Annotated in this window: 12 protein-coding genes; 6 read left to right on the top strand and 6 right to left on the bottom strand. The window is 69.6% G+C overall.

What is annotated here, in order from left to right:
- Nucleotides 1–264: 264 nt before the first annotated feature.
- The 4 genes from IE209_RS31475 to IE209_RS31490 are packed head-to-tail and all read right to left on the bottom strand — an operon-like array spanning nucleotide 265 to nucleotide 3,578.
- Complete coding sequence (locus IE209_RS31475; protein WP_189690807.1) at nucleotides 265–1,239, bottom strand: tripartite tricarboxylate transporter substrate binding protein; 975 nt, start codon at nucleotides 1,237–1,239, stop codon at nucleotides 265–267.
- Nucleotides 1,240–1,262: 23 nt separating this feature from the next.
- Complete coding sequence (locus tag IE209_RS31480; RefSeq protein WP_189690808.1) at nucleotides 1,263–1,628, bottom strand: Zn-ribbon domain-containing OB-fold protein; 366 nt, start codon at nucleotides 1,626–1,628, stop codon at nucleotides 1,263–1,265.
- Between the two features lie 7 nt (nucleotides 1,629–1,635).
- On the bottom strand, nucleotides 1,636–2,778 hold the full coding sequence (locus tag IE209_RS31485; RefSeq protein ID WP_189690809.1) for a thiolase family protein: 1,143 nt from the start codon (nucleotides 2,776–2,778) through the stop codon (nucleotides 1,636–1,638).
- Nucleotides 2,775–3,578 (bottom strand): IclR family transcriptional regulator, encoded by an 804-nt coding sequence (locus IE209_RS31490; protein ID WP_189690810.1) that lies wholly within the window; start codon nucleotides 3,576–3,578, stop codon nucleotides 2,775–2,777. The genes IE209_RS31485 and IE209_RS31490 overlap by 4 nt, the downstream gene beginning before the upstream one ends.
- Before the next feature lie 215 nt (nucleotides 3,579–3,793).
- Here IE209_RS31490 and IE209_RS31495 point away from each other — a divergent pair, with 215 nt between their 5' ends.
- Genes IE209_RS31495 through alaS form a run of 3 tightly spaced genes read left to right on the top strand, consistent with a single transcriptional unit; the run spans nucleotide 3,794 to nucleotide 7,130 of the window.
- A complete protein-coding gene (locus IE209_RS31495) occupies nucleotides 3,794–4,036 on the top strand; it encodes a type II toxin-antitoxin system Phd/YefM family antitoxin (RefSeq protein ID WP_229883153.1) in 243 nt (80 codons plus the stop codon).
- Entirely contained in the window at nucleotides 4,036–4,464 is a 429-nt protein-coding gene (locus tag IE209_RS31500) for a type II toxin-antitoxin system VapC family toxin (RefSeq protein WP_189690812.1), read from the top strand. Before IE209_RS31495 ends, IE209_RS31500 begins: the two co-directional genes overlap by 1 nt.
- A gap of 32 nt (nucleotides 4,465–4,496) precedes the next feature.
- Entirely contained in the window at nucleotides 4,497–7,130 is a 2,634-nt protein-coding gene (gene alaS, locus IE209_RS31505; protein WP_189690813.1) for an alanine--tRNA ligase, read from the top strand.
- Nucleotides 7,131–7,259: 129 nt separating this feature from the next.
- On the opposite strand, the gene IE209_RS31510 is transcribed toward alaS, so the two are convergent.
- Nucleotides 7,260–8,027 (bottom strand): GntR family transcriptional regulator, encoded by a 768-nt coding sequence (locus tag IE209_RS31510; protein WP_189690814.1) that lies wholly within the window; start codon nucleotides 8,025–8,027, stop codon nucleotides 7,260–7,262.
- A 167-nt stretch (nucleotides 8,028–8,194) separates the two neighbouring features.
- On the opposite strand from IE209_RS31510, the gene IE209_RS31515 reads away from it, so the two are divergent.
- From IE209_RS31515 to IE209_RS31525, 3 genes are all read left to right on the top strand, one after another.
- Nucleotides 8,195–8,974, top strand: a complete 780-nt coding sequence (locus tag IE209_RS31515) for an SDR family oxidoreductase (RefSeq protein WP_189690815.1) — start codon at nucleotides 8,195–8,197, stop codon at nucleotides 8,972–8,974.
- Between the two features lie 38 nt (nucleotides 8,975–9,012).
- On the top strand, nucleotides 9,013–9,945 hold the full coding sequence (kce, locus tag IE209_RS31520; protein WP_189690816.1) for a 3,5-dioxohexanoate:acetyl-CoA acetone transferase: 933 nt from the start codon (nucleotides 9,013–9,015) through the stop codon (nucleotides 9,943–9,945).
- Between the two features lie 104 nt (nucleotides 9,946–10,049).
- Nucleotides 10,050–11,357, top strand: coding sequence for an MFS transporter (locus IE209_RS31525; RefSeq protein WP_189690817.1), 1,308 nt, complete (start codon nucleotides 10,050–10,052; stop codon nucleotides 11,355–11,357).
- A gap of 78 nt (nucleotides 11,358–11,435) precedes the next feature.
- On the opposite strand, the gene IE209_RS31530 is transcribed toward IE209_RS31525, so the two are convergent.
- Nucleotides 11,436–12,011 (bottom strand): alpha/beta fold hydrolase (locus IE209_RS31530; RefSeq protein WP_189690818.1); only part of this gene is annotated, 576 nt, incomplete at its 5' end.

The following is a 12,011-nucleotide window of genomic DNA, read 5'->3' on the forward strand; positions in this document are numbered from 1 at the left end:
ACCCCGGTGCCCCTGTCCCTGCGCTGGCGCTCCGGGCAACCTGCGGTGCTCGCGCCATGGGCTGCATTGCGCAACTCGCTGCGTTCACTGCGTTCACTTCGCTCGGACAAGCGCAATGAGTCAGATGACAAAGCGCGAGGTTCCCCGCGCAGCCCATGGCGCTGCGCTCCTCGGCAGTGGCACAGGGGTAAATGCCATCCGGGCCATCGCTGCGCTCGGCCTGGGGTTCGGGCCATCGCTGCGCTCGGCCGCTGGGCGCTTGCTTCATTCGATGGTGGCGCCAGAGACCTGGACGACCTTGGCCCACTTGTCGATCTCGGCATGGATGAAGCCCGCGAAGGCTTCGGGTGCGGTCCAGGCGGCGGCGAAGCCCTGGGCTTCGAAGCGCTCGCGCACCTCGGGCTGCTCCATGGCCGTGCGCAGCTCGGTGCTGAGCTTGGCCAGCACCTCGCGCGGTGTGTTGGCCGGCGCCAGCAAGCCGTTCCAGGCAATCGCTTCGAAGCCCGGCAGGCTCTCGGCCACGGTGGGCAGATCGGGCGCGGCCGGCGAGCGCTGGGCGCTCGTGACGGCGATGGCGCGCAGCTTGCCGCCCTTCACGTGCGGCATGGCCGACAGCATGGTGTCGAACATGAGCTGGGTCTGGCCGGCCATGGTGTCGGTCAGGGCCGGCGCGCTGCCCTTGTAGGGCACGTGGCGGATCCTGGTGCCGGCCGTGGCGTTGAAGAGTTCGCCAGCCAGGTGCGTGGACTGGCCGTTGCCCGAGGAGGCGAAGTTCAGGTCGCCGGGCTTGGCCTTGGCCAGCGCGATGAGTTCCGGCACCGTGCGGGCCGGCAGCGCGGGGTTCACGACGACGACGAGCGGCCCGCTCGTGAGCTGCGTGATCGGGGCGAAGTCCTTGCCGAACTGGTAGCTCAGGTTCTTGAACAGCGAGGGGTTGATCGCATGCGCCGTGGTGGCGACGAGCAGGGTGTAGCCGTCGGGCGCGGCGCGGGCCACGGCGGCAGCGCCCGTGTTGCCGCCGGCACCGGGCAGGTTCTCGACGACGAAGGGCTGGCCGGTCTGCGTCTGCAGGCGCTGGGCGATCACGCGCGCGACGATGTCGGTCGGCCCGCCGGGCGGGTAGGGCACGACGAGCTTGACGGGCTTGCTGGGATAGCTTTGCGCGATCGCAGCGGTGGCGCCCAGGCCGGCCACCAGTGCGCACAGGGCCGCGGCGAGGCGGCGTCGGGTCTTCTGCATGCTTGTCTCCTCGTTCTGAAATTTCAAGCGGCGGGCGCGAAGCGCAGCAGATTGCGCCGCTCGTGCGCGAAGGTGCCGGCCTGCACGCGGTCGCCGATGCCGGTGCCCGGCAGTGCATGACCAACCACGCGCGGGCCCTCGGCCAGCTCGACCAGCACCAGCGTGTAGGGCACGAGCGGGCGGAATGCGTCCGAGGGCGCGCGGCTGACCACGCTGGCGGCCAGCACGGTGCCGCGGCCGCTGGCCTCGCGCCAGGCCAGGCGCTGGCTGCCGCAGGCGGTGCACGCCAGGCGTGAGAGCGTCTGCGGCGCGCCGCAGTCCTCGCACTGCTGGTAGCGCAGCTGGCCCCGGGCCAGGCCGTCGGTGAAGGGGTGCAGGGAATCGGTCATGGCAGGTCTAGGCGCGGGCGAGGATCAGGCTCACATGGGAGGACAGCACACCGCCGTCGGCGTGCACGAAGGCGCGTTGCGGCACGCGGGCCAGCTGGCGGCCACCGGCCTGGCCGCGCATCTGGCGCACGGCCTCGACGGCATGGCCCATGCCGCCGGCCACGCCGCAGTGGCCGAACGAGAGCAGGCCGCCGTGCGTGTTGAGCGGCAGCGCGCCGCCGGGCGCGAAGCTGCCGTCGCGCACGCGGGCGGCCGCCTGGCCGCGCGGCGCGAAGCCGGTCTCCTCCAGCAGCATGGCCAGCGTGATCGTGAAGGAGTCGTAGATGCCCAGGTAGTCGATGTCGGCGTTCGAGAGACCGGCCTCGGCGAATGCGCGGCCGGCCGCGGCCGAGGCGCCCGTGGATAGCACGTCATCGATCGCCGACAGGTGTTGGTGCTGGTGGGCCTGGCCGGCACCGACAATGCCGACCGCGGGGCCCGGACCGGGTTCGGCGGACACCACGAGCGCCATGGCGCCGTCCGAGATCGGGCAGCAGTCCAAGAGGCGCAGCGGCGTGGCGATGGGCTTGGAGGCGGCCACGTCGGCGGCGGTGATGGGCTCGCGCAGATGCGCGTCCGGGTGGCGCGCGGCGTTGGCGCGCATGAGCACGGCGAACTCCGCGAGGTCTTGCGGTGTGGTGCCGGTCGCATGCATGTAGCGGGAGGCCAGCAGCGCGTAGTAGGCCGGCACGGAGGCGCCGTTGGGCACCTCCATCTCGGCGTCACCCACCTGCGCCAGGGTCTGGATCGCGCTGTCGCGCGCCTGGCCCGTCAGGCGGTTCTCGCCGGCCACGACCAGCACGCGCTGGCAGCGGCCCGCGCGCACGAGTTCGCGCGCCAGCATGAGCATGGCCGCGCCCGTGGCGCCGCCCAGCGCCATGCCGTGGCCGTAGTGCACTGACAGGCCGAAGCGTTCGGCGAACAAGGTGGACAGCATCAGGTGCGGCAGCGTGGTCGCATAACCGCAGAGCAGGCCGTCGATGTCGCTGCGCTGCAGCTGTGCGTCGGCCAGGGCCTGGCGGGCGGCCTGGGCCATGAGATCGATCGGGCCCTGGCCCTCCAGGCGGCCGAAGGCGGTGTTGCCGACGCCGGCGATGTAGGCGGTGTTCATGCGGTGGTGGTCTGAAGAAGGTTCTGGCACAGCGCGGCCTCGCGCTGCAGGCCGGCCGCGAGTTCGGCTTCGCGCTCGGTGATGCGTTCGTTGAGCGCGGCGATGCTGAGCGCGGCCACGGGCCGGCCGTCGGCGCCCAGGATGGGCGCGGCGATGCCGCCCATGCGCTCGACCACCACGTCCAGCAGCAGCGCATAACCGCGTGCGCGGGCCTGGACGCAGCGCTCGACGAGCAGTGCGTGGTCGATGCGGGGGTAGCGGCCGCTGCGCGCGAGCTGGGCGCAGACCAGGTCGAGCGCGGCCTCCTGCTCGCGCGGCGGCAGCCAGGCCAACAGCGCGAGGCTGCCGGCGCCCACGCCGAGCAGGCGGCGGCTGCCGACCTCCAAGTAGTTGGCGCGGATCGGGTAGCGGCCCAGTTCCAGGTCCAGGCACAGCGATTCGGCGCCGCTGGGCACCGAGAGGATGGCCGTGTCCTCGAACTGGCCGGCCAGGCGCAGCAGGCTGGGCCGGGCCATGGCGCGCGGGTCGAACTGCGCGAGCGCGGCGCTGCCGGCCCGCTGCAGCTCGGGGCCGCCGCGGTAGAGCTTGCTGGCCTCGTCGCGGCGCACGAAGCCCTCGCGCGCGAGCATCTCGGCCAAGCGCAGCACGGTGGCCTTGTCCAGGCCGGTGGCCTGGGCGATGTCGGTCAGGCGCAGCGCCTGGCCGCCGGCCAACGCGCGCAGGATGCGGCACGCCTTGGCGACCGAGGAGGGCGCCTCGAGGGAGTCGGGTGTGGCCAGGACGACCGGTTCGGATTTCATTGAGCGAAAGCTGGGTAGCGGTGCGCATCCTAGGCTCTCGGTTATCCAAAGGAATCTAGGGTTTTCTCCAGTTTTGATGGATGAAACCATTCGGATGCGCACCTTGGCCGAGATCCGGAATGTGCCGCCGCGTGTTGCAGGCCCGCCGACGGCTGTTCCACCGGTGCCACAAGGCTAAAATCTGGTTGATTCAACCAATTCTTTCGGAGGCGCGCGTGGCCGCCATCGGACTGTTCGAAGCCAAGACCCACCTGAGCGAGTACGTGGCCCGCGCCGAAGCCGGCGAGGAGGTCATCATCACCCGGCACAACAAGCCGGTGGCCAAGATCGTTCCCTACGTGCAGCAGCAGCACGCGCGCGATGCGCGCCAGACGGCCGTGGCCGCCTTGCTGGCGCAGGCCAGCGGGCGCACGCTGGGCCTCAGCTGGCGCGCGCTGCGCGACGAGGGCCGGCGTTGATGCAGGCATCGACGCACCTCGTGCTGGACACCTCGGTCGCGCTGGGCGCGGTATTCGCCGACGAACAGGACGCGTATTCGGTCGGCGTGCTGCAGGCCCTGGCCGACCTGAACGCGGTCGTGCCGGTGTTGTGGCATCTGGAGATGGCCGACATCCTGTCGCGCGCGCTGCGCAGCGAACGCATTTCCGCCGAAGGCATCCGGCAGTGCTGGCAACATCTGGCGGTGCTGGACCTGCAGACCCTGCCGCTGGAACCCGATGCCCGCTACTGGACCGAACGTGCCCACGACTGGGGCCTCACCTCCTACGATGCCTGCTACCTCGACCTGGCCCGCCAGCAGCGCCTGCCGCTGGCCACCAAGGACAAGCAATTGATGGCCGCCGCGCGGCGCGTCGGTGTCGACATCTTCCAGCCTCCCCAATCCTGATTCCCGAGACAAGCTTTCAGCTGCTTACCCCCATGACCCAGAACACCACCCCCCCCATGTCGGTCGCCGACATCCGCAAGTCCTTCCTGGACTTCTTCGCCTCCAAGGGCCACACCGTCGTCGCCTCCAGCCCGCTGGTGCCCGGCAACGACCCCACGCTGATGTTCACGAACTCCGGCATGGTGCAGTTCAAGGATGTGTTCCTGGGCACGGACAAGCGCAACTACGTGCGCGCGGCCTCGGTGCAGGCCTGCCTGCGCGCGGGCGGCAAGCACAACGACCTGGAGAACGTGGGCTACACGGCGCGCCACCACACCTTCTTCGAGATGCTGGGCAACTGGAGCTTCGGCGACTATTTCAAGCGCGAGTCGCTCAAGTGGGGCTGGGAGCTGTTGACCCAGGTCTACAAGCTGCCGCCCGAGCGCCTGCTGGCCACGGTCTATATCGACGACGACGAGGCCTACGACATCTGGCACAAGGAGATCGGCCTGCCGGCGGACCGCATCGTGCGCATCGGCGACAACAAGGGCGGCAAGTACAAGAGCGACAACTTCTGGATGATGGCCGACACCGGTCCCTGCGGCCCCTGCTCGGAGATCTTCTACGACCACGGCCCGCACATCCCCGGCGGCCCCCCGGGCAGCCCGGACGAGGACGGCGACCGCTTCATCGAGATCTGGAACCACGTGTTCATGCAGTTCGACATGCAGGAAGACGGCAGCGTCGTGAAGCTGCCCGCGCCCTGCGTGGACACCGGCATGGGTCTGGAGCGCCTGGCCGCCATCCTGCAGCACGTGCACAGCAACTACGAGATCGACCTGTTCGACCGGCTCATCAAGGCGGCCGCGCAGGCCACGGGCACGACCGACCTGGCCAACCCCTCGCTCAAGGTCATCGCCGACCACGTGCGCGCCACTTCCTTCCTCGTCAGCGACGGCGTGATCCCGAGCAACGAGGGCCGCGGCTACGTGCAGCGCCGCATCATCCGCCGCGCCATCCGCCATGGCTACAAGCTGGGCAAGAAGACGCCGTTCTTCCACAAGCTGGTGCCCGAACTGGTGGCGCTGATGGGCGAGGCCTATCCCAACCTCAAGGCCTCGGAGCAGCGCATCGTCGAAGTTCTCAAGGCCGAGGAAGAGCGCTTCTTCGAGACGCTGGAGAACGGCATGGAGATCCTGGACGCGGCCCTGGCGGGCGGCGCCAAGGTGCTGCCGGGCGAGGTCGCGTTCAAGCTGCACGACACCTATGGCTTTCCGCTGGACCTCTCCAACGACGTGGCGCGCGAGCGCGGCGTGACCGTGGACGAGGCCGGCTTCGCGGCGGCGATGGACAAGCAGAAGGCCGCCGGCCGCGCCGCGGGCAAGTTCAAGATGGACCGCGCGCTCGAGTATGGCGGCGCCGGCAACGTCTTCACGGGCTACGAGCACCTGGAAGAAGCCGCCAAGGTCGTGGCGCTGTACCACGAGGGCACGGCGGTGCAACAGCTGACCGAAGGCCAGGCCGGCGTCGTGGTGCTGGACACCACGCCCTTCTACGCGGAGAGCGGCGGCCAGGTCGGCGACAGCGGCATCCTCGCGGCCGAGGGTGTGCAGTTCGGCGTGGAGGACACGCAGAAGATCAAGGCCGACGTGTTCGGCCACCACGGCGTGCTGACGCAGGGCGTGCTGAAGGTCGGCGACGCCGTTAAGGCCCAGGTCGACGTGGCGCGCCGCCAGGCCACCATGCGCAACCACAGCGTCACCCACCTGATGCACAAGGCGCTGCGCGAGGTGCTGGGCGAGCATGTGCAGCAGAAGGGCTCGCTGGTCGATGCCGACAAGACGCGCTTCGACTTCACGCACAACGCGCCCATCAGCGACGCCCAGGTCACCGAGATCGAGAAGCGCGTGAACGCCGAGATCCTGGCCAACCGCGAGACCCTGGCCCGCGTGATGGACATCGAGGCCGCCAAGGCCACGGGCGCCATGATGCTGTTCGGCGAGAAGTACGGCGACAGCGTGCGCGTGCTGGACATCGGCACCAGCCGCGAGCTGTGCGGCGGCACCCACGTGGGCCGCACGGGCGACATCGGCCTGTTCAAGATCGTCTCCGAGAGCGGCGTGGCGGCCGGCATCCGCCGCGTCGAGGCCATCACGGGCGAGAACGCGCTGGCCTACCTGCAGCAGCTGGAATCCAGCGTGCAGCAGGCCGCCGCCAGCCTCAAGGTGCCCGTGGCCGAACTGCAGACCCGCATCGCGCAGACGCTGGAGCAGATCCGCGCGCTCGACAAGGAGGTCGCCGCGCTCAAGGGCAAGCTGGCGTCCAGCCAGGGCGACGAGCTCATCGCGAAGGCCATCGACGTCAAGGGCCTCAAGGTGCTGGCCGCGCGCCTGGACGGTGCCGACGTGAAGACCCTGCGCGAGACCATGGACAAGCTCAAGGACAAGCTCAAGACCGGCGCCATCGTGCTGGCCGTGGTCGACGGCGCCAAGGTGCAGCTGGCGGCCGGCGTCACGGCCGACAGCGTGGGCAAGGTCAAGGCCGGCGAACTCGTGAACTTCGTGGCCCAGCAGGTCGGCGGCAAGGGCGGCGGCAAGCCGGACCTGGCCATGGCCGGCGGCACCGACGCGAGCGGGCTGGCCAAGGCACTGGAATCGGTGCAGGGCTGGGTGGCCGAGCGGGTCTGAGCCCGTTGCCGCAGGGTGCCGTGCGGCGGCACCTCGGTGCAGCGCGCGCCGCCGCCGGGGACGCTGGAGCGCCGACGGGCACAGCACGGCGCACTTGCCGCCCGATGGGGCGGCGCCGCACCTGCATACCTATGCCGCTGGCGTCCCCGCACGCAGGCGCTTGACGGCTTTCGCGGGCTCGGGCAGCGCGCCCGTCGGCACCGCGTCCGCGGTCACCAGCACGCCTTGCGAGACGATGAAATCCGCTGCGCCCTGGATGTCGCAGCGCAGCGCCTCGACGGCGCCTGCTGCGTCGCGCGCTTTCAGTGCGTCCACCAGCCGGTCGTGCTGGTCGTCTGGTTCGCGCTGCCTGACCCTGTCCGTTCCGGACCGCAGGTCGTAGTTCAGGATCGGCCCGATGCGCAGCCACAGCGATTCGATCATCTGCAACAGCATCGGCATGCCCGCCTGGGCGTAGATCGCGAAGTGCAGCTCCTTGTTGAAGGCGATCAGGCGGTTCTTGTCCGGACGCTTGGACGCGATCTCGCGTGAAAACCGCTCGTGCAGCGAGGCGATGGCCTGGCAGGCGGCCTCGTCCACGCGCGCAGCGGCGCGCGCCGTGGCCAGCCCTTCGAGGTTGATCCGGATGGCCGTGATCTCCTGGAACTGGCTCACGGTCATGACCGGAACGCGCAGCGCGCGGTTGGACGACAGCTCCAGCGCCTGCTCGGCCACCAGCCGGTGGACCGCTTCGCGCACGGGCATCACGCTCACGCCCAGGGCCTGCGCAATGGTCCGAAGCGACAGTTGCTCGCCCGGCATCGCGCGCCCGTAGAGCAGCAGGTCGCGCAGCTGGTTGTAGACGTCGCTGCTCAACGTCTGGCGGGTCAAAGGGGTCACGAGTCCAGCGAAGTCCATCGGAAAAGTATAGGGACCTTCTGCCGTCGACTGTGATCACCGAGCACAGATCGGCGGCCATGGCCTGCTTGCCCCCGGCGGTCCTGAACGGATCTTTCGATTGGGGTTTACCCGTATAGCGATCTGTGATCACAGCTATAAGAAAATGATTTTTTTGGAGCAAGGCCATGACTGCCGTTCTTTCCGGTCGTAGAACCCTGGTCACCGCCGGTGCTTCCGGCATCGGATTGGCGATCGCCAGCGCATTCGATGCGGCGGGCGCCGAGGTCGTGGTGTGCGACGTCGACGAGGCTGCGCTGGCCCGCGTCCGTGCCCTGCGTCCCGCGTGGGGCGTGCTGGCCTGCGACGTGTCCAGCCGCGCCCAGGTCGACGCGCTGTTCGCGGCCGTGTCCGAGCGCTACGGCGGCGCGCTGGATGTTCTGGTCAACAACGCGGGCATCGCCGGTCCCACGGGCGCCATCGAGACGCTCGCACCCGAGGACTGGGACCGCACGGTGGCGGTCAACCTGACCGGCGTGTTCCTGGTCACGCGCCGCGCCGTGCCCTTGCTCAAGGCCGCGCAGGGCGGCGCCATCATCAACATCTCCTCGGCGGCCGGGAAGTTCGGCTTTCCCATGCGCACGCCGTATTCGGCCACCAAGTTCGGCGTCATCGGCATGACGGAGACGCTGGCGATGGAACTGGGGCCCGACCGCATCCGCGTCAACGCCATCCTGCCGGGCGTGGTCGCCGGCGAGCGCCAGGACCGCGTGCTGGCGGCGAAAGCGCTGGCCAACGGCATCGAGCTGGACGAGCAGCGCAGGCGCGCCGTCGCGCGCGTGTCGATGCGCAGCATGGTCGAGGCCGAGGACATCGCCCAGGCCGCCGTGTTCCTGGCCAGCCCCGCTGGCCGGTTTGTCAGCGGGGAGCGCCTCAGCGTCGGCGGCAATGTCGAGTCGCTGAGCTGAGCGCATCCCCATCCACCCCCTTTACCAGAGAGTTCTCCATGGCCCTGCGTTCCAAAGCCATCATCACCTGCGCCGTGACCGGCGCGATCCACACGCCCTCGATGTCGCCGCACCTGCCGGTGACCGCCGACGAGATCGCGACCGCGGCGATCGACGCGGCCAAGGCCGGCGCGGCCATCCTGCATCTGCACGCCCGCGACCCCAGCGATGGCCGCCCATCGCAAGACCCGGAGCTGTTTCGCCCCTTCCTGTCGGCCATCAAGGCGGCCACCAATGCGGTGATCAACATCACCACCGGTGGCAGCCCGCACATGTCGGTCGAGGAGCGCATGCGGCCCGCCACCACGTTCAAGCCCGAGCTGGCCTCGCTGAACATGGGGTCGATGAACTTCGGGCTGTTCCCGATGCTGAACCGGTTCAAGGAGTTCAAGCACCCCTGGGAGCGCGAGAACCTGGAGAAGAGCCGCGACCTCGTGTTCAAGAACACCTTCCAGGACATCGAGAACATCCTGAAGCTGGGCAAAGCCAACGGCACGCGCTTCGAGTTCGAGTGCTATGACATCAGCCACCTGAACAATCTCAAGCACTTCCTGGACCGCGGCCTGGTGCAGGCGCCGCTGTTCGTGCAGTCCGTCTTCGGCATCCTGGGCGGCATCGGCAGCGATCCTGAGGACCTGATGCACATGCACCGGACCGCGACGCGCCTGTTCGGCGACCGGTTCTGCTGGTCGATCCTCGGCGCGGGGCGCGGCCAGATCCCCCTGGCGACCATGGGCGCGGCCATGGGTGCCAACGTGCGCGTCGGCCTGGAGGATTCGCTGTGGATCGGGCCGGGCCGCCTGGCCGCTTCCAGTGCCGAGCAGGTGGCGCGCATCCGCGTCATCCTGGAGGCACTGAACATCGACGTCGCCACGCCCGACGAGGCCCGCGAGATCCTGCAACTCAAGGGCGCGGAGAACGTGGCCTTCTAGCGCTTTTCCGGCCTGCGCGATGCCGCGCCAGGACGGCGCGACGCAGGCCCATCTTCGCATCCGGCGGCCGCCCGACCGGATGCACACAACAGGAGACTCCGATCATGTCGTCAACCCTCTCGCAGAACATCCGCGCCGTGCCGGCGGAGGAACAGAAAGCACTGACCTCGCTGCTGTTTCGCAAGCTCATGCCTTTGCTCGTGCTTGCCTACATCATCAGCTTCCTCGACCGCACCAACATCGCGCTGGCGAAGAGCCAGATGGTGGTGGACATCGGCATTTCGGCCGCGGCCTACGGGCTCGGCGCGGGGCTGTTCTTCCTCAGCTATGCGGCGCTCGAGATCCCGAGCAACCTGATCATGCACCGGGTCGGCGCGCGCCTGTGGATCACTCGCATCATGGTCACCTGGGGCCTGCTCTCCGCAGGCATGGCCTTCGTGACCGGCGAGACCTCGTTCTACGTGATGCGCCTGCTGCTGGGCGCCGCCGAGGCCGGGCTGTTCCCGGGGGTGATGCTCTACCTGACCTACTGGTTCGGCCGCAAGGAGCGGGCGCGGGCGATCGGATTGTTCCTGCTCGGCGTGTGCGTGGCCAACATCATCAGCGGCCCGCTGGCGGGCGCATTGCTCGAGATGGACGGGGTCATGGGCTGGCGCGGCTGGCAGTGGATGTTCGTGCTGGAAGGCCTGCCCGCGACCTTCTTCGCGCTGGTGGTCTGGAAGAAGCTGCCCGATGGACCGGCGACCGCGCCCTGGCTGACCAAGGCCCAGGCGCAGCAGATCCAGCGCCAGCTCGACGCCGAGCAGGCCGAGCAGTCGGGCCATGCCGGCCACTCGTTCAAGGCGGCGCTGGCCGACCGGCAGATCTGGCTCGCGATCTTCGTCTACTTCTGCCACCAGATCAGCATCTACACGGTGATCTTCTTCCTGCCCGGCATCATCGGCACCTACGGCAAGCTCACGCCGCTGCAGATCGGGCTGCTGAACTCCGTGCCGTGGATCGCGGCGTCGATCGGTGCGGCGACCCTGCCCAAGCTGGCGGTCACGCCGCAGAGCTGCCGCAAGATGCTGCTCGGCGGCCTGCTGTTGATGGCCGCGGGCCTGGTCACTGCCGCGGTCGCCGGCCCGGTGGTCGCGCTCGTGGGCTTCAGCATGACCGCGTTCATGTTCTTCGTCGTGCAGTCGGTGGTGTTCCTGTTCCCCGCCTCGCGCCTGAGCGGGGCGGCGCTGGCCGGCGGGCTCGCGCTGGTTAACACCTGCGGCCTCATCGGCGGCTTCATCGGACCTTCGGTGATGGGACTGATCGAGCAGTCCACGGGGCGCACCACGAACGGCCTGCTGATCATCGCCGTGCTGCTCGTGGTCGCCGCTCTGGCCAGCACACGGCTGCGGCAAGGGCAGGAGAGCTCCTGAGGCCGGTGCGGCGCCGGACGGGGGCCCTACGCGCCGGGCGGGATCCGGCTTGCATGCGGGGCACTGCGCGGGCGCCGTTCAGAGCGCCGCCGCGGCCACCGCCTCGATGGCGCCCACCACCGCCTGCGGGGCGTCCAGCTGGATCCTGTGGCCGCTGCCCGGCACGCGCGCCAGCGTGGCCCCACTGCGGCGCAGCCAATCCTGGCGCAGGTCCTCCAGCATGCCGCGCAGGCCCTCGCCCATGTAGACCGGCGTCTCGGTCGAGGCCAGCAGCACGGTAGGCGCCTTCAGCCGCGGCTGCCGCTCCACCTCTTGCAGGCAGTCGGCCTGGGCGTCGAACTCCTGCGCCATGGCGGGGCTGAACACGGTCTGGCGGGCCAATTGCAGCAGCGCGGCGGCAGCGGGCTGCGTCTGCGCCAGCGTGGCCTGCAGCTGCGGATGCGTGGGGTCCAGCAGCACCAGGCCGGCCACGTCCTGCGGGTACATGCGCGCGTAGACATACTGGTACAGGCCGCCGAGCGAATGCCCGACCAGCACATAGGGCGGCGGCAGGCCCGCCTGGCGCAGCAAGGCGTGCTGTTCTTCGGCGATGCGGCAGGCGCTGCGCTCGCCCGCGCGCGCCGGGCTCGCGCCATAGCCCGGCCGGTCCGGTAC

The sequence above is a fragment of the Pseudorhodoferax aquiterrae genome (assembly GCF_014652235.1).
Lineage (GTDB): Bacteria > Pseudomonadota > Gammaproteobacteria > Burkholderiales > Burkholderiaceae_C > Pseudorhodoferax > Pseudorhodoferax aquiterrae.

What these genes read in the sequence shown, in the direction of transcription:
- IE209_RS31475 (WP_189690807.1), bottom strand. Translation starts at nt 1,239, where the DNA reads ATGCAGAAGACCCGACGCCGCCTCGCCGCGGCCCTGTGCGCACTGGTG.
- IE209_RS31480 (WP_189690808.1), bottom strand. Translation starts at nt 1,628, where the DNA reads ATGACCGATTCCCTGCACCCCTTCACCGACGGCCTGGCCCGGGGCCAG.
- IE209_RS31485 (WP_189690809.1), bottom strand. Translation starts at nt 2,778, where the DNA reads ATGAACACCGCCTACATCGCCGGCGTCGGCAACACCGCCTTCGGCCGC.
- IE209_RS31490 (WP_189690810.1), bottom strand. Translation starts at nt 3,578, where the DNA reads ATGAAATCCGAACCGGTCGTCCTGGCCACACCCGACTCCCTCGAGGCG.
- IE209_RS31500 (WP_189690812.1), top strand. Translation starts at nt 4,036, where the DNA reads ATGCAGGCATCGACGCACCTCGTGCTGGACACCTCGGTCGCGCTGGGC.
- alaS (WP_189690813.1), top strand. Translation starts at nt 4,497, where the DNA reads ATGACCCAGAACACCACCCCCCCCATGTCGGTCGCCGACATCCGCAAG.
- IE209_RS31510 (WP_189690814.1), bottom strand. Translation starts at nt 8,027, where the DNA reads ATGGACTTCGCTGGACTCGTGACCCCTTTGACCCGCCAGACGTTGAGC.
- IE209_RS31515 (WP_189690815.1), top strand. Translation starts at nt 8,195, where the DNA reads ATGACTGCCGTTCTTTCCGGTCGTAGAACCCTGGTCACCGCCGGTGCT.
- kce (WP_189690816.1), top strand. Translation starts at nt 9,013, where the DNA reads ATGGCCCTGCGTTCCAAAGCCATCATCACCTGCGCCGTGACCGGCGCG.
- IE209_RS31525 (WP_189690817.1), top strand. Translation starts at nt 10,050, where the DNA reads ATGTCGTCAACCCTCTCGCAGAACATCCGCGCCGTGCCGGCGGAGGAA.